The 19,108-nt window shown below is 68.2% G+C and carries 21 protein-coding genes and 1 pseudogene; all 22 read right to left on the bottom strand.

Annotation, left to right across the window (positions count from 1 at the left end; translation table 11 throughout):
- Positions 1–50: 50 nt before the first annotated feature.
- Positions 51–1,108 (bottom strand): annotated as a pseudogene (gene nagZ, locus LRS14_RS17635) (beta-N-acetylhexosaminidase).
- A 31-nt stretch (positions 1,109–1,139) separates the two neighbouring features.
- A complete protein-coding gene (gene acpS, locus LRS14_RS17630; RefSeq protein WP_257800347.1) occupies positions 1,140–1,538 on the bottom strand; it encodes a holo-ACP synthase in 399 nt (132 codons plus the stop codon).
- A complete protein-coding gene (locus LRS14_RS17625; RefSeq protein ID WP_257800346.1) occupies positions 1,535–2,323 on the bottom strand; it encodes a pyridoxine 5'-phosphate synthase in 789 nt (262 codons plus the stop codon). Before LRS14_RS17625 ends, acpS begins: the two co-directional genes overlap by 4 nt.
- On the bottom strand, positions 2,320–3,084 hold the full coding sequence (recO, locus tag LRS14_RS17620; RefSeq protein ID WP_257800345.1) for a DNA repair protein RecO: 765 nt from the start codon (positions 3,082–3,084) through the stop codon (positions 2,320–2,322). The genes LRS14_RS17625 and recO overlap by 4 nt, the downstream gene beginning before the upstream one ends.
- A gap of 16 nt (positions 3,085–3,100) precedes the next feature.
- Positions 3,101–4,048 (bottom strand): GTPase Era, encoded by a 948-nt coding sequence (gene era, locus LRS14_RS17615; RefSeq protein ID WP_257800344.1) that lies wholly within the window; start codon positions 4,046–4,048, stop codon positions 3,101–3,103.
- Positions 4,049–4,057: 9 nt separating this feature from the next.
- Positions 4,058–4,765, bottom strand: a complete 708-nt coding sequence (gene rnc / locus LRS14_RS17610) for a ribonuclease III (RefSeq protein WP_046114662.1) — start codon at positions 4,763–4,765, stop codon at positions 4,058–4,060.
- Positions 4,766–4,774: 9 nt separating this feature from the next.
- Positions 4,775–5,143 carry a DUF4845 domain-containing protein gene (locus tag LRS14_RS17605; RefSeq protein WP_046114663.1) on the bottom strand — a complete coding sequence of 123 codons (369 nt, stop codon included), beginning with the start codon at positions 5,141–5,143 and terminating at the stop codon, positions 4,775–4,777.
- Positions 5,144–5,145: 2 nt separating this feature from the next.
- On the bottom strand, positions 5,146–6,111 hold the full coding sequence (gene lepB, locus LRS14_RS17600; protein WP_046114664.1) for a signal peptidase I: 966 nt from the start codon (positions 6,109–6,111) through the stop codon (positions 5,146–5,148).
- Positions 6,111–7,919, bottom strand: a complete 1,809-nt coding sequence (gene lepA / locus LRS14_RS17595; RefSeq protein ID WP_046114665.1) for a translation elongation factor 4 — start codon at positions 7,917–7,919, stop codon at positions 6,111–6,113. The genes lepB and lepA overlap by 1 nt, the downstream gene beginning before the upstream one ends.
- Positions 7,920–8,395: 476 nt before the next feature.
- Positions 8,396–9,853 carry a DegQ family serine endoprotease gene (locus LRS14_RS17590; protein ID WP_404977564.1) on the bottom strand — a complete coding sequence of 486 codons (1,458 nt, stop codon included), beginning with the start codon at positions 9,851–9,853 and terminating at the stop codon, positions 8,396–8,398.
- Complete coding sequence (locus LRS14_RS17585) at positions 9,738–10,904, bottom strand: MucB/RseB C-terminal domain-containing protein (RefSeq protein WP_257800343.1); 1,167 nt, start codon at positions 10,902–10,904, stop codon at positions 9,738–9,740. The genes LRS14_RS17590 and LRS14_RS17585 overlap by 116 nt, the downstream gene beginning before the upstream one ends.
- A gap of 2 nt (positions 10,905–10,906) precedes the next feature.
- Complete coding sequence (locus LRS14_RS17580; protein WP_257800342.1) at positions 10,907–11,602, bottom strand: sigma-E factor negative regulatory protein; 696 nt, start codon at positions 11,600–11,602, stop codon at positions 10,907–10,909.
- Between the two features lie 33 nt (positions 11,603–11,635).
- Positions 11,636–12,247, bottom strand: a complete 612-nt coding sequence (gene rpoE, locus LRS14_RS17575) for an RNA polymerase sigma factor RpoE (protein WP_046114667.1) — start codon at positions 12,245–12,247, stop codon at positions 11,636–11,638.
- Positions 12,248–12,264: 17 nt separating this feature from the next.
- Entirely contained in the window at positions 12,265–12,708 is a 444-nt protein-coding gene (locus LRS14_RS17570; RefSeq protein ID WP_257800341.1) for a hypothetical protein, read from the bottom strand.
- Positions 12,709–12,737: 29 nt separating this feature from the next.
- Entirely contained in the window at positions 12,738–13,982 is a 1,245-nt protein-coding gene (fabF, locus tag LRS14_RS17565; RefSeq protein ID WP_257800340.1) for a beta-ketoacyl-ACP synthase II, read from the bottom strand.
- Positions 13,983–13,992: 10 nt separating this feature from the next.
- The gene (gene acpP / locus LRS14_RS17560) at positions 13,993–14,232 is read right to left on the bottom strand and encodes an acyl carrier protein (protein ID WP_046114670.1); all 240 of its coding nucleotides are present in this window, start codon (positions 14,230–14,232) and stop codon (positions 13,993–13,995) included.
- Between the two features lie 95 nt (positions 14,233–14,327).
- Positions 14,328–15,068: a 3-oxoacyl-ACP reductase FabG gene (gene fabG, locus LRS14_RS17555; RefSeq protein WP_257800339.1), complete on the bottom strand. Its 741-nt coding sequence runs from the start codon at positions 15,066–15,068 to the stop codon at positions 14,328–14,330.
- Entirely contained in the window at positions 15,065–16,003 is a 939-nt protein-coding gene (gene fabD, locus LRS14_RS17550; RefSeq protein WP_046114672.1) for an ACP S-malonyltransferase, read from the bottom strand. Before fabD ends, fabG begins: the two co-directional genes overlap by 4 nt.
- A 32-nt stretch (positions 16,004–16,035) precedes the next feature.
- Positions 16,036–17,025 (bottom strand): beta-ketoacyl-ACP synthase III, encoded by a 990-nt coding sequence (locus LRS14_RS17545; RefSeq protein WP_046114673.1) that lies wholly within the window; start codon positions 17,023–17,025, stop codon positions 16,036–16,038.
- Complete coding sequence (gene plsX, locus LRS14_RS17540) at positions 17,022–18,122, bottom strand: phosphate acyltransferase PlsX (RefSeq protein WP_257800338.1); 1,101 nt, start codon at positions 18,120–18,122, stop codon at positions 17,022–17,024. Before plsX ends, LRS14_RS17545 begins: the two co-directional genes overlap by 4 nt.
- Positions 18,123–18,258: 136 nt before the next feature.
- A complete protein-coding gene (gene rpmF, locus LRS14_RS17535) occupies positions 18,259–18,441 on the bottom strand; it encodes a 50S ribosomal protein L32 (RefSeq protein ID WP_046114675.1) in 183 nt (60 codons plus the stop codon).
- An 80-nt stretch (positions 18,442–18,521) separates the two neighbouring features.
- On the bottom strand, positions 18,522–19,085 hold the full coding sequence (locus LRS14_RS17530) for a DUF177 domain-containing protein (protein ID WP_257800337.1): 564 nt from the start codon (positions 19,083–19,085) through the stop codon (positions 18,522–18,524).
- Positions 19,086–19,108 lie beyond the last annotated feature (23 nt).

The raw sequence follows: 19,108 nt of genomic DNA, 5'->3' as shown, positions 1-19,108 counted from the left end.
AAAGACACAACGCGCCGAAAGGCGCGTTGTTCATTGGGAAAGCCGGTGGCTCAGGGCAGCCGCGTCAACGCATGCAGGTAGTCGGGCCAGTGCATCAGCTCGTCCCAGGGCATGGGCGCGGTCTGCGCCAGCAGGGCCAGGCGGCGGTCGTCGCTGGCGGCATCGGGCTCCCAGCGGCCCTGTTCCTGCGCGTCGAGCAGGCCGTCCAGCAGCGCATCCACCGGCGCGCCGCCGTCGACGATGCTCTGGTTGCACAGCAGCAGCAGGTCGCAGCCGGCGTTCAGCGCGGCGATACCACCTTCCAGCGCGCTGCCGGCGATGCGGGCGCCTTCCATGCTCAGGTCGTCACAGCAGATCGCGCCCTGGAAGCCCAGCTGCCCGCGCAAGATGTCCTGCAGCCAGCGGCGCGAAAAGCCGGCCGGCTGGCTGTCCACCTTCGGGAAGGTGACGTGCGCCGGCATCACGCTGCTCAGGCTGGTGGACAGCCAGTCGTACGGCTTGGCGTCGTCGGCCAGGATGGCCTTGAGCGAGCGCTTGTCGATGGCCGCCGACAGGTGCGAATCGGCCTGGGCATAACCGTGCGCCGGAAAGTGCTTGCCGCAGTTGGCCATGCCGGCGCGCAGCAGGCCGTGCATCAGGCTCTTGGCCAGCAGCGCCACCACACGCGGGTCGCGGTGGAAGGCGCGGTCGCCGATGACGGCGCTCTGGCCGTGGTCCAGGTCGAGCACGGGCGTGAAGCTGAGGTCGACGCCGCAGGCGCGCAACTCGGCGCCCAGCACGTAGCCGCAGGCGGTGGCCGCATCGGTGGCGCGCATGGCATCGCGCATCCACAGCTCGCCCAGCGCGCGCATCGGCGGCAGGTGGGTGAAGCCATCGGTGCGGAAACGCTGCACGCGGCCGCCTTCATGGTCCACCGCGATCAGCAGGTCGGGCCGGATGGACTTGGCCTCGGTGGCCATGGCGGTGAGCTGGCGGCGGTCCTGCCAGTTGCGGCCGAAAAGATCAGCCCGCCGGTCAGCGGATGCTGCAGCCGGCGGCGGTCGTCGGCGGTGAGTTCGGTGCCGGCCACGTCGAGGATGACCGGTGCATGGAGTTGAGGACTGTGCATCCGACGATTGTCGGGGAGCCGCCCGGCGTTTTCAGCCGCCCGAGCGCTCCACCACCACGAAGGCGGCTGCGTAGTCGGTTTCGTCGGTGATGCTCACGTGCGCCCTCAGGCCACGCGCCGCGAACCAGGCGGCCAGTTCGCCGTGCAGCCGGATCTCCGGCTTGCCGCTGGGGGCCTTCACCACCTCGCAGGCACGCCAGGTCATCGGCATGCGCATGCCCAGGCCGATGGCCTTGGAGAAGGCCTCCTTGGCCGAGAAGCGCGTGGCCAGGTAGCTGATGCCACGGGCCTCCACCCGGGCAAAGCGGCTGCGGAACACCTCGATCTCGTGCGGGCCAAGCACCTTCTCGGCAAAGCGCTGGCTCTTGCGGTCAAGCGTGCGGGCGATGCGGCGCACATCGCAGATGTCGGTGCCGATGCCGTAGATCACCGGCTGTACGCCTGCTGGATGCAGCGTTGGTAGTCGCGGATGGTGGCGGTGTAGCCCAGCTCCAGCGCATCGGCGATCAGCGCATGGCCGATCGACACCTCCTGCACGCCGGGCACGGCGCGCAGGAAGTCGGCCAGGTTGTCGCGATTCAGGTCATGGCCGGCGTTGAGGCCCAGGCCCACCGCCAGTGCGGCCTCGGCCGTGGCGGTGAAGGCGGCCAGCACCTCGGCCTGGCGCGGCGTGCCCCAGGCGCTGGCATAGGTCTCGGTATACAGCTCCACCCGGTCGGCACCCACCTCGCGCGCCAGGCGCATGGCTTCGGGAATCGGGTCCATGAACAGGCTGACGCGCACGCCCAGCGCCTTCGTCTCGGCGATCACCGGCGCCAGGCGCTCGATGTCGGCCGGCAGCTGCCAGCCGTGGTCGGAGGTGAACTGGCCCTCCGCGTCCGGCACGAAGGTGGCCTGGTGCGGCCGCACCGCCCGCACGAAGTCCATCAGGTTGTGGAACGGGTTGCCTTCAATGTTGTATTCGATGTGCGGCCAGTCGCGCCTGAGCAGCTCGGCCAGCTCGTGCACGTCGGTGCCGCGGATGTGGCGCTCGTCCGGCCGCGGGTGCACGGTGATGCCGTTGGCACCCGCCTGCAGCACGATGCCGGCCGCCTTGGTCACGCTGGGAATGCCCAGGTGCCGCGTGTTGCGCAGCAGGGCCACCTTGTTCAGGTTGACCGACAGCGCGGTATGGGCGTGTCGGCCGGCGGCGTCAGGGGCGATCAGCGGATTCATCGTGGGGCGCGGGTGCTGTCGACGAGCTTCTGCACATCGAGCATCACCTGGCGCGTGCGGAGTTGAGGTGTGCCCAGATGATAGTGAAGCAGGCCGCGCAACGCGGTACGCAGCGGCCCCAGGGGCGCAGCGCAGGCCTGCTGCAGCGCCTGCAGGCTGCCGTGCTCCAGCGCGGCCTGCAGGCCGATGAGCTGTGGCCCGCGGAAGGGCCCGTCGGCCAGCGCGATCACGCCGGCCTCGGGCTGCAGGGCATAACGCTCAGCGGCCTGTACGGCGGCCTGGGTGTGCGTGACCAGCGCCAGGTCGGGCAGCAGGCCGATCTGCTGCAGCAGCGTCAGCTCGAAGGCCCGCAGCGCAGCCTGTGCGCGCTGGTCGTCCGGGCCGGCCACGGCCTGCAGCGTTTCGGCATAGGCGTCGAACAGCCGCGGATGCGGATCATGGCGGGCCAGCAGCTTCAGCAGCAGCTCATTCAGGTAGAACCCGCTGAACAGCGCGTCGCCGCGCAGCACCGCAGCCGGGCCGGCCCATTCGGCGCCGCGCAGGTTCTGGATGTCGGACGCCTCTTCGTTCTTTGGCGGCTTGCCCAGGCCGATGTTCAGCCGCTGGAAGGGCAGCAGCACGGGCCGCAGCTGCGAATACGGCCGCTTGGCGCCCTTGGCCGCCACCACCACGCGGCCGAGGTCGCGGGTGAACAGGTCCACGATCAGGCTGGATTCGCTCCAGTCGTACTGGTGCAGGACGTAGGCGGCGTGGGTTTTCAAACTGCGGCCGACACGCTCACTCGTAGCCGTAGGAGCGCAGGTGTTCCTCGCTGTCGGCCCAGCCGGAGCGCACCTTCACCCACAGCTCCAGGAACACCTTGCAGTCCATCAGCCGTTCCAGCTCCTGCCGCGCTTCGCTGCCGATGCGCTTCAGGCGCTCGCCACCGTCGCCGATGATCATGCCCTTGTGCGCATCGCGCTCCACGATGATGGTGGCAGCGATGCGGCGCAGGTGGCCCTCTTCCTCGAACTTGTCGATCACGACGGTGGAGGTGTAGGGCAGCTCGTCCCCGGTCAGGCGGAACAGCTTCTCGCGGATGAGTTCGGCGGCCAGGAAGCGGTCGGTGCGGTCGGTGAGCGCATCCTCTTCGTAGAACCAAGGCTGCTCGGGCAGGTAGGGCCGCACGATGCCCAGCAGGCGCTCCACGTCGGGCATCTTCTGCGCCGTCATGGGCACGAACTCGGCGAAGTTGCGCCGCTCCTGCATGCCCTTCAGCCACGGCATCATCTCGGCGCGGCGGGTGACGGCATCGAGCTTGTTAGCGATCAGCAGCACCGGCTTGTCCTCGGGCAGCAGGGCCAGCACCTTGGCATCGTCCAGCCCGAACCGGCCCGCCTCCACCACGAACAGCACCACGTCCACGTCGGACAGCGCGCCCTGCACCGTGCGGTTGAGCGTGCGGTTGAGCGCCGTGCTGTGCCGCGTCTGGAAGCCGGGCGTGTCGACGAACACGAACTGCGCCTCGTCCACCGTGCGGATGCCGGTGATGCGGTGGCGGGTGGTCTGCGCCTTCTTGGAGGTGATGCTCACCTTTTGGCCCACCAGCGCGTTCATCAGCGTGCTCTTGCCCACGTTGGGGCGGCCGACGATGGCGACGAGGCCGCAGCGTTGACCCGCCGGGTCGCGTTGTTCGCCGCCCTCGCCTTCGGATGCGCCTTCAGGCGTTGCAGCGGTGTCGTTCATCATGTCTTTCTAGGATCGGAGCGGACCGCCGGGGCGGTCGGACGCTTTCAGGGCCTCGAGCATGCGGCGCGCCGCTTCCTGCTCGGCGGTGCGGCGCGACTTGCCCTCGCCCTGCTCGGTGAGGCCCAGCGCGGGCACGCCGCACTCGACCTCGAAGGTTTGTGCATGCGCCTGCCCGCGGGTGGCGACGATGCGGTAGGCCGGCACGGGCAGCTTGCGCGCCTGCAGCCATTCCTGGAGCTCGGTCTTGGCGTCCTTGCTCCAGCTGTCGATCTCGGTGTTGGCGATGACGTCGCCGAACAGCCGGCGCACCAGCGCCTGCGCCGGCTCGAAGCCGCCGTCCAGGAACGAGGCACCGATCACCGCCTCCAGCGCGTCGGCCAGGATGGAGGCGCGCTGGGCGCCGCCGCCGCGGGCTTCGCCGTCGGACAAGCGGATCACGTCGGGCAGGCCGAGCGACAGGGCCACGCGGTGCAGGCTTTCCTCGCGCACCAGGTGAGCCCGCACGCGGGTCAGGTCGCCCTCATCGGAATCGCCGAAACGCTCGTAGAGCATGGCCGACACCGCCGTGCTCAGCACCGCGTCACCCAGGAACTCCAGGCGTTCGTTGTGGTCGGCCCCGGCGCTGCGGTGCGTGAGCGCACGGCTCAGCAGCTTCTGCTGCGTGAAGCGATATCCCAGGCGCTGCTGCAGCGCGTCGAATCGTGCATCGCCCATATGGCGTCCTCAGTTCGAGCGGCCCTCGTACTTGATCAGCAGGTACACGGGCTCCACCAGTTCGATCTGCTTGTCGTAGGCAAACCGGATTACGATGCGCTCGTTTTCCTTCGTGATGTCGAGGTCCTTGCCACTGATCGTGGAGATGGAGTACTCGATCTCCTTCTGCTTGTCGAAAGCGGCGCGCAGCTCGGGCACGGTGGTGGCGCCGCTGTCGACGATCTTGTTGACGGCCTTCTTGATGGTCCAGTACTCGTTGACCGTCGGGAACACCCGCATGACGACCAACGCGCCGAAGCCGATCACGATAGCCCAGAACAGCAAACCGATCAGCGTGATGCCACGCTGGCCTGCACGGTGAGGGGTGGTGGTCGGCATGGTCAGTGGAACGCGCCGATGCGGCCCAGGTTCCCGAAGTTCATCCATACGAAGAAGGCGCGGCCGACGATGTTCTCGTCCGGCACGAAGCCCCAGTAGCGCGAGTCCTGCGAGTTGTCGCGGTTGTCGCCCATCATGAAGTAGTGGCCGGCGGGCACCTTGCAGGTGACGCCTTCGGCGGTGTAGCTGCACTGGTCGCTGTAGGGAAACGAGTGCGAGCCCGGGATGAACGCCGGCCGGTCCTTGTCGTTCAGCACCTGGTGCTCCACCTCGCCCAGCTTCTCGGAGAAGTGCTGCGCATAGCGGCGGCTGTCCTCGTCGTAGAAGTCGGGCAGCGGCGTCAGCGGCACCGGCTGGCCGTTGATCGTCAGCCGCTTGTTGATGTAGGCCACCTCGTCACCCGGCACGCCCACCACGCGCTTGATGTAGTCCACGCGGGTGTCCACCGGGTAGCGGAACACCACCACGTCGCCACGCTGCGGGTCGTTGATCGGCACGATCTTCTTGTTGATGACCGGCAGCCGGATGCCATAGTGAAACTTGTTCACCAGGATCAGGTCGCCCACCAGCAGCGTCGGGATCATCGAGCCCGAGGGGATCTTGAACGGCTCGAAGAGGAACGAGCGCAGCAGGAACACCGCCAGGATCACCGGGAACAGGCCGGCGGTCCAGTCGAGCCACCACGGCTGCATCAGCAGCTTGCGGCGGGCTTCGGAGACGTCGCCGTCCACCTTGTCGATGCCCATGCGCTTGAGCTCGGCGCGGCGGGTGGCGTCCTGCTCGGTCAGCGCGGCAGCGGCGGCCGCCCGCGCCGGCTGGAAGCGCAGGCGCTCGGCCAGCCAGTAGCCCAGCGTCACCACCGTCAGCACGAACAGCAGCAGCGCGAAGTTGCCGACCCAGAACCCAAGGAACCAGCCCCCGAGGTAGATCGCGAGCAAGCCGTACAACAAACCGGTCAGAGGTCCCATCAATCGTCCACTTGTAGGATGGCCAGAAACGCTTCCTGCGGCACCTCGACGGAGCCGATCTGCTTCATGCGCTTCTTGCCGGCCTTTTGTTTTTCGAGCAGCTTGCGCTTGCGGGAGATGTCCCCGCCATAACATTTTGCCAGCACGTTTTTGCGCAGCGCCTTGATGTTCTCGCGCGCGATGATGTTGGCGCCGATGGCCGCCTGGATCGCCACGTCGTACATCTGCCGCGGGATCTGCTCGCGCATCTTGGCGGCCACCGCACGGCCACGGTACTGGCTCTGCGCACGGTGCACGATGATGGACAGCGCATCCACCCGGTCGCCGTTGATCAGCAGGTCGACCTTCACCACGTCGGAGGCGCGGTACTCCTTGAACTCGTAGTCCATGGAGGCGTAGCCGCGCGACACGCTCTTCAGCTTGTCGAAGAAGTCCAGCACGATCTCCGCCAGGGGCAACTCATAGGTCAGCATCACCTGGCGGCCGTGGTAGGCCATGTTGAGCTGCACGCCGCGCTTCTGGTTGGCCAGCGTCATCACCGGGCCCACGTAGTCCTGCGGCATGTACAGGTGCACGGTGACGATGGGCTCGCGGATCTCCTGGATGCGGCCCGGGTCCGGCATCTTGGAGGGGTTCTCGACCTCGATGACCGAGCCGTCGCCCAGCTCCACCTGATAAATCACGCTGGGCGCGGTGGTGATCAGGTCCTGGTCGAACTCACGCTCCAGCCGCTCCTGCACGATTTCCATGTGCAGCAGCCCCAGGAAGCCGCAGCGGAAGCCGAAGCCCAGCGCCTGGCTCACCTCGGGCTCGTAGCGCAGCGAGGAATCGTTGAGCTTGAGCTTCTCCAGCGCGTCGCGCAGCTGGTCGTATTCGCTGGCCTCGGTCGGGTACAGGCCGGCGAACACCTGCGGCTGGATCTCCTTGAAGCCGGGCAGCGCCTCGCTGGCCGGGCCGGCGTTGTTCGGCAACTTCTTTTCCAGCGTGATGGTGTCGCCCACCTTCGCCGCCTGCAGCTCCTTGATGCCGCAGATGATGAAGCCCACCTCGCCGGCGTTCAGCGCCTCGCGCGGCAGCGACTTGGGCGTGAAGACGCCGATCTGCTCGATGTTGTAGACGGCGTTGGTGGCCATCATGCGGATGCGGTCGCCGCGGCGCAGCACGCCGTCCACCACGCGGGCCAGCATCACGACGCCCACGTAGTTGTCGAACCAGGCATCGATGATCATCGCGCGCGGTGCGGCCGTCGGGTTGCCGCGCGGCGCGGGCATGCGGGCGATCACCGCCTCGATGATGTCCTCGACGCCTTCGCCGGTCTTGGCCGAGCAGGGGATGGCGTCGGTGGCATCGATGCCGATGACGTCCTCGATCTCTTCCTTGGCGCGCTCCGGATCGGCCTGCGGCAGGTCCATCTTGTTGAGCACCGGCACCACTTCAACGCCCAGGTCGAGCGCGGTGTAGCAATTGGCCACCGTCTGCGCCTCGACACCCTGCGATGCATCGACCACCAGCAATGCACCTTCGCAGGCGGACAGCGAGCGGCTCACTTCGTACGAGAAGTCGACGTGGCCCGGCGTGTCGATCAGGTTCAGGTTGTAGACCTGCCCATTGCGCGCCTTGTATTGCAAAGCGGCGGTCTGCGCCTTGATGGTGATGCCGCGCTCACGCTCGATGTCCATCGAGTCGAGCACCTGCGCTTCCATCTCGCGGTCGCTCAGCCCCCCACAGCGCTGGATGATGCGATCGGCCAACGTGCTCTTGCCGTGGTCGATGTGGGCAATGATGGAGAAGTTCCGGATGTGGTCCATGGACACAAAGTTGGCGGCTGCTGGTCACGGCAAAGGCCTGCCATGCGGGCGCCGGGCGCCGAGCCGCACATAAAAAAAGGCACGTCCAAAGAGGAGACGCGCCTTCCAACAAAACGTATGGCAACTGCTTGTTGGGCCTTCATTGTAGCCAAAAGGACTTGGCTGGAAACCGCGCCGTTGCTGGATTTCTTCGTTGCACGTCGCCAACAGCGCAATTCCATTCACAGGTTATCCACAGATGGCTGTGGATGTGCTGGGGACAGTTTTCAGGGCAGTGACTCGTGCGCCGAACAGCCCACAAAGGGCGCCAACAACGCGGCATTGTAGCTTCCACGCAGAGCAATCCGGACCGGCGCAGCCATGGAAGTTAGCGAGTGCAAACTGAGCCTGCCTGTAACAGGGTAGAAGGTCGGGACGCCGGCCGCCGTGCGTCCCGCATCCCGAAAAGCCCCGCCGCGCAAGTCGGTTGCCGCAGCCTATTTGCTCGGCCGGATCACGGCGTAGTTCGTCCATTCGCCCCGGCGCACCAGCACGCTGATGGCCTTGGCACGATCCAGCTTGGCGACGGCGGCGTTGAACTGCTTGGCGTCCACCACCTCCACGTTGTCCACGGAGAGGATCACGTCGCCCTCGCGCAGGCCAGCGCGGGCCGCGGCGCCCTCCGCCAGTTCCACCCGCACGCCGCCGCGCACTTTCAGCTCCTTGCGCTGCGCCTCCGACAGATCGGCCACCGTCAGGCCGATGGCCGTCTTGGGCGCGGACGCCGGCGATTCCGCCTTGCTCACGCGGCGGACCTGGTCGGGCTCCAGCTCGGCCACCGTCACCACCAGGTCGCGCGTGGCGCCGCGGCGGAACACCTGCAGCGACGCCTTGGCGCCTGGCTTGGTATTGCCGATGATGCGCGGCAGGTCGCCCGACTTGTCGACGGCCCGCCCGTCCACCTTGGTGATGATGTCGCCCGCCTCTATCCCGGCCTTCTGCGCCGGGCCACCGTCTTCCACGCCCTGCACCAAGGCACCCGCAGGGCGGCCCAGGCCGATGGATTCGGCCACGTCCTTGGTTACCGGCGCGATGGTCACGCCGATGCGTCCCCGCACCACGCGGCCGGTGGCACGCAGCTGGTCAGACACGCGGATGGCCTCGTCGATCGGGATGGCGAACGAAATGCCGGCGAACATGCCCGAGCGGCTGTAGATCTGGGAGTTGATGCCCACCACCTCGCCGCGCAGGTTGAGCAACGGACCGCCCGAGTTGCCCGGGTTGATGGCCACGTCGGTCTGGATCAGCGGCAGGTAGTCGCCGGTGTCGCGCTGCTTGGCACTGACGATGCCGGCGGTGACGGTGTTCTCCAGCCCGAACGGCGAGCCGATGGCGATCACCCATTCGCCCACCCGCAGCCTGTTGGCATCGCCCACCTTCACGAAGGGAAAGCCGCTGCCGTCGATCTTCACCACGGCCACGTCGGTGCGCTTGTCGGCGCCGATGATCTTGGCCTTGAACTCGCGCTGGTCGGTCAGCGTGACGATCACCTCGTCGGCGCCCTCGACCACGTGGGCATTGGTCATCACATAGCCGTCGTTGCTCAGGATGAAGCCCGAGCCCACGCCGCGCTGCTGCGGTGCCGGTTCTTCCTCGGTGCCCGGCGGACCGTTGCGGCGCGGGGTGTTGGGCATCGGGATGCCGAAGCGGCGGAAGAACTCGCGCATCTGCTCGTCCATCTCGCCGCCGCCGCCGGGGGCGGTGCGCACCCGCTCGGTGGTGCGGATGTTCACCACCGTCGGGCTCATGCGTTCGGCCAGCTCGGTGAAGTCCGGCAGTTCACGCGCGGATTGCGCCTGCCCCGCCAACGGCATGCCGGCCAGCGACAGGGCGCACAGGCCCGCGGCCACCATCGAGCGCCACGCCGGCGCCCGGACTGCAATGTTCAATCCCATCGAAACTCCCGGTTCTTGATTGGCGGAGCGACCGCTCAGCGGCGCTCCAGGGCCTTGCCGAACTTCTTGAGCGTGGCCAGCGGCACGTCCCCATCGCGGTCACCCACCAGTCGCCGTGGCGCTGCATCAGCGTGTGGGTGGCTCCGATGGAGGTCTCGACCGCCTGGCGGTGCCGCTGGGCACTGTAAGGCTCGATGAACACCGACACATGCGTGAGGCCGTCGGAATACACGGCCTGCAGCATCTCGGCCCCGTTGCTGGCCGAATCGACCGCGCCCGCGCTGTCCAGGGAGCGCTTGATGCAGCGGATCTGGCGAAAGCCCTTGACCGGACTGGTCAGCGTCCAGCCCTCGGCCTCCAGCCGTGCCGGCGTGAGCACCGGCTTGAGCACGCGGTAGCCGTCGAGCTTCTTCATGGCCTTGAGCACCGCCTCCGGCTGCGGGCGCACGCCGATGGTCACGTCCGTGAAGGCGGCGCTCTCCAGCACACGATCCTCCGGCCCAATGACGTCGGTGCGCAACAGCAGGCCGGTGGCCTTGTCCGCCCACAGGCGTTGGGCGAAGCGCTCATGGTCCTTCGGGCGCAGCAGCAGCACCAGGGCATCGTGGCCCGCCACGCGGTCCTCGCCCTCGGTGATGAGCTCGTAGCGGTCGAAGATCTGCTCTTCGCTCGTCTTGAGCAGCGACGGGAACGGCGCCAGCGGATCACGCTGCTCGATCGCGGCCAGGCGGCTGCCGGGCCACATCGTCTGCACCACCTCGTTATGGCGCAAGACCTGGCGGCGCTCGCCGTCCAGGCCGTCGATCCGCTCATAGGTGTGCGCGCCGTCACCATAGTGGACGATGCGCGAGCTGCTCACTGCGCCGCCGGCCGTCACCACCATGGTGCCCTGGTAGTTGCGCTGGCTGGCGGCGGCATGGATGCGCGAGAGCCAGGCGCGTGCATCCACGGCCGGGGCCGGCGCCGCCTGGGAGGCGGACCACACGGGGCCGACCGAAACGGTCAGCAGGGCAAGGACGGCGTGAACGACTCGACGGCGAACCACGGACACGCTCAGCGATCAGGCGCCGCCGGAGCCGCGCTGCGCACCGATACCACCGGCATCGCCAGCACCGAGCCGCCGTACTGCTTGTGCGCGGCGAGGTATTGGTCGAGACGCGCGTCGCGGATCAGCTTGCCGTTGGCCACCGGCACGGCCACCGGCGCCGGCGACGCCGCCACCAGCGGCTGCGACACCGTGCTCACCGGCTGGATGCCCGGCGTGCCGACGCCCGGCACCGCGGTGCCGCCGGCAATGACGCTGGAAGACGGACTCACCGGCACCTCGGCCACGCGGGTCACCACCAGCACGCCGGCCACGGCCATGAAGCCCGCGGCGACGGCCGAGGGGGCGGCCCAGGCGCGGCGCCACAGGCTGCGGCGGCCGACCGAGGCGCCATTGGCGACGCGGCGCGGCGCTTCCTGCCGGGGGGCGGACGGCGGCGCCGGCTGCGGGGCCAGCACCACCGGCTCCGACGCCAGGCGGCTGCGCAACGAGGCCAGGAAAGCCTCGTCGCGCAGCGGCCGGTGCGCCAGGTCGTCCGATCGCAGCACGTCACCTATCAGGTGGTAGGCATACCAGTCGGCGCGCGAGGCGCCGTCCTCGCGCCAGGCGGCGCACGCCCGCGCCGCGCCGCCCGCGTCCACCGCACCATCCATCAGGTCCGACAGCGCTTGCCGCCGCGCTTGTTGATCCAGCCGATCCACCATTTCGAGCTCCAGATGATCTCTGTACAGGCGGCGCTACCAGCGCTCGCCCTCGCGGGTGCCCAACAGCGGGCGCAGACGCTCCGCGATCGCCTCGCGCGCACGGAAGATGCGTGAACGCACGGTGCCGATCGGGCAATTCATCACTTCAGCGATTTCCTCGTAGCTGAGGCCTTCGATCTCGCGCAGCGTGATCGCCTGCCGCAAGTCTTCAGACAAGGCTTCGATGGCACCGTTCACTGTCGCGGCGATTTCTTTTGTCGCCAGCACCGCTTCAGGCGTCTCGCCGTCGGTTAGTTCGTTCTCGACGCGTGAAGTTTCGTCATCGTCTTCCCGGCCGGAGAGGGCATTCTCCGAGACCAGCGGGTCGCGCTTCAGGTCGACCAGCGCCTTCTTGGCGGTATTGACGGCGATGCGGTAGAGCCAGGTGTAGAACGCGCTCTCGCCGCGGAACTGCGGGATGGCGCGGTAGGCCCGGATGAAGGTTTCCTGGGCGATGTCGGGAACCAGGTCCACGTCGCGCACCATGCGGCCGATCAGGCGCTCGATGCGCCGCTGGTACTTGACCACCAGCATCTCGAACGCCTTGACATCGCCGTTCTTCACACGGTCGATCAAGAGGGCGTCGGCGTCCGCTGCGTTGGTCATTCAGGCTCTTGGGTGGCCTACATCCGCGGCGCGGAAGGGGTCCGGGGTTCAGGGCGGCGGGAATATACCGCAGCGCGCAATCCGTGCCAGCCCGCACGGGCGGCAGCACGGGACAGGGGCAAATGGGCCGCCCGCCCCTGCCCGGCCGGCGAAAAACACATCAGCAGCCAGGGGCCGAGGTCGAACACGACCCGCAAGTCGCCGGGACGGCCGTCCCACAGCCACTGCTGGCCGTCCCAGCACAGCACGCCGGCCGGGGCCGGCAGCCAGAAACGCCCCAGGCAGGCGCCCGCACCGGCAGCCAGCAGCGCCGCAGCGGCGGTCCACCGGACAGGAAGCTCAGCCCAACCCGCCGCCCAGGCAGCCAGAGCCGCCAGCGCGGAACCGCAGCAGATCGCCACGGCCCCGCGCCACACCAGGTCGTCGCCCAGATCGACCTGCACCGCAGGTGCCGATCGCATGGTGCACGCCTTCCTGCGCGGCCGCGCCCTCAGGCGCGGCGGAACACCAGCGTGCCGTTCGTGCCGCCGAAGCCGAAGTTGTTCTTCACCGCGACGTCGATCTTCATCTCCCGCGCTTCATTCGGGCAGTAGTCGAGGTCGCACTCCGGATCCGGATCGACGAGGTTGATCGTCGGCGGCACCACCTGGTGATGCAGCGACAGCACGGTGAACACCGACTCGATGCCGCCGGCGCCGCCCAGGAGGTGGCCGGTCATCGACTTGGTGGAACTCACCACCAGGTCCTTCGCGTGGTCGCCGAAGGCCTTCTTGATCGCGTTGGTCTCGTTCACGTCGCCCAGCGGCGTGGAGGTGCCGTGCGCATTCAGGTACTGCACAGCGGACGGATCGAGCTTCGCATTGCGCAGCGCGGCCAGCATCGAGCGCTTGGGGCCGTCCACGTTCGGCGCGGTCATGTGGAAGGCATCGGCACCCATGCCGTAGCCGACCAGTTCGGCGTAGATCTTGGCGCCCCGGGCCTTGGCATGTTCGTACTCTTCCAGCACCAGCGCGCCGGCGCCTTCGCCCAGCACGAAGCCGTCGCGACCCTTGTCCCAGGGACGCGAGGCGGCGGCGGGATCGTCATTGCGGGTGGACAGCGCGCGTGCGGCCGCGAAGCCGCCGATGCCCAGCGGCGAGACGGTGGATTCGGCACCGCCGGCCACCATCACGTCCACGTCGCCGTACTCGATCATGCGGGCGGCCTCGCCGATGCAGTGCAGGCCGGTGGTGCAGGCGGTGACGATGGCCAGGTTCGGGCCGGTGAAGCCGTACTTGATGGACACATGGCCCGAGATCATGTTGATGATCGAGGCGGGCACGAAGAACGGGGAAATCCGGCGCGGACCGCGTTCGGTGTATTCCTTGTGGGTCTGCTCGATCATCGGCAGGCCGCCGATGCCCGACCCGACGAGCACACCGATGCGCTCGGCCGTCTGCTCGTCGAGCGCTTCCCCGGTGGGGATGCCCGAGTCCTGCACGGCCTGCATGGAAGCGGCCATCCCGTAATGGATGAACGTGTCCATGTGCCGGGCTTCCTTGCCGGGGATGTAATCCTCGATGTTGAAGCCCTTGACCTCACCCGCGAAGCGGCAGGCCATGGCCGACGCATCGAACTTGGTGATGTTGGCGATGCCCGAACGGCCGGCCACCAGGTTGGCCCACCCTTCGGCCACGCTGTTGCCCACCGGGCTGACCAGCCCCAGGCCCGTGACGACGACGCGACGACGAGTCATGGAAACCGACTCAGGCCTTCTGGTGATTGACCGCGTAGTCGATCGCCAGCTGCACCGTGGTGATCTTCTCGGCCTCTTCGTCCGGGATCTCGATGCCGAACTCGTCTTCGAGGGCCATCACCAGCTCCACCGTGTCGAGCGAATCGGCACCGAGGTCGGCCACGAAGGCCTTTTCGTTCGTGACGTCCGACTCGGGAACGCCGAGTTGTTCGGCGATGATTTTCTTGACACGGGCTTCGATATCGCTCATTCGCTCCTCCTGGAACAATACAAAAACGGCCCGGAGTTTACGCGCCCGCGCAGGCCGAGCCTGCAGGGCACATCCGGTCGGGCCGACCCGGTCCTTCAGTTCATGTACATGCCGCCGTTGACGTGCAGCTCGCTGCCGGTGACGTAGCCGGCCGCAGGCGAGGCAAGGAACACCACCGCGTCCGCCACTTCCTGCACTTCGCCCAGCCGGCCGAGCGGAATCTGCGACAGCAGCGCAGCCTTCTGCGCCTCGGGCAGCACTTCGGTCATGTCGGTGGCGATGAAACCAGGGGCGACGCAGTTCACGGTGATGCCGCGGCTGCCCAGCTCCCGGGCCAGGGCACGCGTCATGCCGGCCACGCCGGCCTTGGCCGCCGCGTAGTTGGCCTGCCCCGCATTGCCCGACGCGCCCACCACGGAGGTGATGTTGACGATGCGGCCGTAACGCTGCTTCATCATCGTGCGCATGACCGCTCGGCTGGTGCGGAATACCGCCTTCAGGTTGGTGTCCAGCACCGCGTCCCAGTCCTCGTCCTTCATGCGCATGGCCAGCGTGTCGCGGGTGATGCCGGCGTTGTTGACGAGGATGTGCAGGCCGCCGTGTGACTTCACCAGCGCGTCGATGGCCGCTTCCACGGCCGCGGCGTCGTTGACGTTGAGCGCCAGGCCCTGGCCGCCGGAAGCGGCCAAGGCCTCGCTGATGGCGGCGGCGCCGGCTTCGGTGGTGGCCGTGCCGATCACCTTCACGCCCTGCGCGGCCAGCGCCTGCGCGATGCCGCGGCCAATGCCGCGCGAAGCGCCGGTCACCAGCGCGACTTGTCCGTCAAAGGTATTCATGCCACCAGCCTCTTGGCTTCTTCCAGCGATGCAGGATCGAACACGGTGGTGGCCTGCACCTCGGGCTCGATGCGCTTGACCATGCCGGCCAGCACCTTGCCGGGCCCGCATTCGATGATCACGCCCGCGCCGTTCGCGCGCAGCGCCTGCACCACCTCCACCCAGCGCACCGGGCCGAAGGCCTGCTCGTACAGCGCCTGGCGGATGGCCTGAGGATCGGTTTCCACCGCCACACGGATGTTGTTGACCACCGGGATGCGCGGCGACAGCACCGTCGTGCCGGCCAGACGCTCCTTCAGCCGCTCGGCCGCCGGCTTCATCAGGCTGGAATGGAACGGCGCGGACACCGGCAGCAGCAGCGCCCGCTTGGCGCCTTTGGCCTTCAGCAGCTCGCAGCCCTTGTCCACGCCGGCCTTGCTGCCGGCAATCACGGTCTGCTTTGGGTCGTTGAAGTTGACGGCTTCGACCACTTCGCCACTGGCCTGGGCGGCCTCGGCACAACCTTCACGCACCGCGGCGGCGTCCAGCCCCAGGATGGCGGCCATCGCGCCGGTGCCCACGGGCACGGCATCCTGCATCGCCTGGGCACGGAAGCGCACCAGGGGCAGCGCATCGGCCAGCGTCAGCGCGCCGGCGGCCACCAAGGCGCTGTATTCGCCCAGCGAATGGCCGGCCACCCAGGCGGGCTGCAGGCCGGTCTCGGCCAGCCAGGCGCGGTGGCAGGCGATGCCAGCCGCCAGCATCACCGGCTGGGTGTTGGTGGTGAGGTCGAGCTGGTCCTTGGGACCGGCCTGGATCAGGCGGGCGATGTCCTCGCCCAGCGCATCGGACGCTTCCTGCAGCGTCTGGCGCACGGCCGGATGGTCGCCCCAGGCGTCGAGCATGCCGACGGCCTGCGAGCCCTGGCCAGGAAAGACGAACGCAAACGATGTCATCGCGTGACTCTTGAAAGGAATGGAAGCGGCGCTCAGAAGTCGAGCAGCACGGCGCCCCAGGTGAAGCCACCGCCAACGCCTTCCAGCATCAGCGTGTCGCCGCGGCGGATGCGGCCGGAGCGCACGGCGCTGTCCAGCGCCAGCGGGATCGACGCGGCGGAGGTGTTGCCGTGCTCGTCGACGGTGACGACCAGCTTGTCGGCCGAGAGCTTCAGCTTGCGCGCCGTGCTCTGCATGATGCGGATGTTGGCCTGATGCGGGATCAGGAAGTCGATGTCGGACGCCTCACGGCCGGCCTTGGCCAGCACCGAGCGCGCGACGTCCTCCAGCACGCCCACGGCCAGCTTGAAGACGGCCGGACCGTCCATCTTGAGCAGCGGATCGCCTAGGATGGCGCCGCCCGCCACGTGGCCCGGCGTGCAGAGGATGCCCACGTGGCGGCCATCGGCATGCAGCTCGCTGGCCAGCAGACCCGGCTCGTCGCTGCCTTCCAGCACCACGGCGCCGGCGCCGTCGCCAAACAGCACGCAGGTGGTGCGGTCGTTGAAGTCGAGGATGCGCGAGAACACTTCGGAGCCCACCACCAGCGCCTTGGTGGCCGCACCGGTGCGGATCATCGAATCCGCCACCGTCAGCGCATAGACGAAACCGGAGCACACCGCCTGCACGTCGAAGGCGGGGCAGCCATGCACGCCCAGCTTGTTCTGCAGGATGGTGGCGGTGGACGGGAAGACCATGTCCGGCGTGGACGTGGCGACGATGATCAGGTCGATGTCGGCGGCGGTGCAGCCGGCAGCTTGCAGCGCCGCCAGGCAGGCAGGCAGCGCCAGGTCGCTGGCACCCACCTCGGCTTCGGCGAAGTGGCGCGCGCGGATGCCGGTGCGCTCGACGATCCACGCGTCCGACGTTTCCAGTCCGCGTTGAGCGAGCTGGGCGGCCAGATCGTCGTTGGTCACGCGGCGCGGCGGCAGATGACTGCCGGTGCCGGCGATGCGGGAGTACCGGGGTGTGGAAAGATTCATGCGGCTTGGACCGTGTCGTCGGGACCGTCGGCCACGGGCTGGGCGTTCAGCGCCTGCAGCGTGTCGAGGATGCGGTCGTGGACCCTGTCCAGCAGTCGGTTGCGGGCGGCATCATACGCCCGGGTGAGGGCTTGCTCGAAACCGAAGGCATCGGCAGAGCCGTGGCTCTTGAACACCAGCCCGCGAAGGCCCAGCAGGGCCGCGCCGTTCAGGCGGCGGGGGTCGACGCGGGTCTTGAAGTGGCGCAGCACAGGCAAGGCGACCAGCGCGGCGAACTTGGCGAACGGCGTGCGGGTGAACTCCTGCCGGATCATGTCGCCCAGCATCGAGGCCAGCCCTTCGGCCGTCTTCAGCGCCACGTTGCCGACAAAACCGTCGCACACCACGATGTCGGTGGTGCCCTTGAAGATGTCGTCGCCTTCCACGTTGCCATGGAAGTTCAGGTGCCCCTGCGCCGCCGCCTCGCGCAGCAGTTCGCCGGCGCGCTTGATGGTGTCGCTGCCCTTGATGACTTCTTCGCCGATGTTGAGCAGCCCCACGCTCGGCTCCGCCTTGCCGCTGACCGCCGCGACCAGCGCACTGCCCATCACCGCGAACTGAAGCAGATGCTCGGCGCTGCAATCGACGTTGGCGCCCAGATCCAGCACAGTGGTGAACCCGTCCAGCCGGTTAGGCATGACGGTGGCGATGGCGGGACGGTCGATGCCGTCCAGCGTCTTCAGCACGTAGCGCGCCACGGCCATCAGGGCCCCGGTGTTGCCAGCCGAGACGCAGACGTGCGCCGGCTCGCCCTGCGGAGCCTTGAGCTGGTTGATCGCCACGCGCATGGAGGAGTCGCGCTTGCGGCGCAACGCCACCTCCACTGTGTCGTCCATCAGCACGGTTTCGCTGGCGTGCACGCAGGTGACACGCGCCCAGCCTGCCGCCTGCGCCAGTGCTTCCGGCGTGCCGACCAGCACCAGTTCCGCATCGGGATGCTTGGCCAGGAAGGCCTGGCAGGCCGGCAAGGTGACGGCCGGGCCGTGGTCGCCGCCCATGCAATCGACGGCAACGCGTACCCGCGGCAGCGGCGTCAAAGAAGAGTGGGTCAAAGACATCGCCGGCTGGGCTGCGGGCTCGCGGCGACACGGCGGCCCACGGGCCGATGCCTACCGCCAACCGGGCTCACAAGCGAGGCGCCGGCCGTTCGAGCCCTGCACCGGACAAGCTAGGCAAGCCCGGCGCCGCCATCGATCAGGTGTCCGACTTGGTGCGCAGCACCTTGCGGCCGCGGTAGAAGCCGGTCGGGCTGATGTGGTGACGCAGATGCGTTTCACCGGTGGTGGACTCGATCGCCACGCCCGGCACGGGCAGGGCGTTGTGCGAACGGTGCATGCCCCGCTTGGAGGGCGACTTCTTGTTTTGCTGGACGGCCATGGGGTTCTCCTGGTGGCGCCAGACAAGTTACGGGCGCCTTCGCGAAAAGCCGATGATCATAGCACGACGCCGGCAAGGCGTCAGCTCTGGTCGGGCCGGCGTTTGAGTTGGGCCAGTGCGGCGAAGGGGTTGGCCTTCTCAGGCTCCGGCATCTCGTCGGCGGAAGGCTCCGCCGCCATCGGCAAGGGCGCAGGGCATACGTCGTGGCGCGGCACCAACGGCAGGGCCAGCAGCAGCTCGTCCTCGACCAGCTCCTGCAGGTCGAGCCAACGCGGCAAGGCCAGCACGTCGTCCTCGCTGTCGGCGTCCAATGCGGCAGCCAGCTCCTCGTCCGGCACGAAGCGCAGCCAGCGGTCGATGGCCACAGGCAGCGCCACCGGCGCCAGGCAGCGCTGGCATTCGCGCGGCACATCGGCCGAGGCCTCCAGGTGCAGCCAAAGCTCCGGCTCACCTCCCTTGACCGGCCTGCGCTCGGCGTGTGCCGCCCAGCTCACATCGGACAGCGCGGGCGCGTCGTCGGTGGCCGGCGCATCCTCGGCCAGGCGAGGCAAGTCGGCCAGCGGCCAGCGGCCTTGCAGTTCACCGCCCTGCGTCGCGAACGTGGCGACATCGAGGCGGCGAGGATCTTGTTCTCCGGGCTTCATGCGGCCAGTGTATTCGGGGCCCG

Source organism: Aquincola sp. J276, assembly GCF_024700035.1.
Classification (GTDB): domain Bacteria; phylum Pseudomonadota; class Gammaproteobacteria; order Burkholderiales; family Burkholderiaceae_C; genus Aquincola; species Aquincola tertiaricarbonis.
The sequence above is the reverse complement of the archived record's forward strand: the minus strand, read 5'-3'. Positions and strand labels throughout refer to the sequence as shown.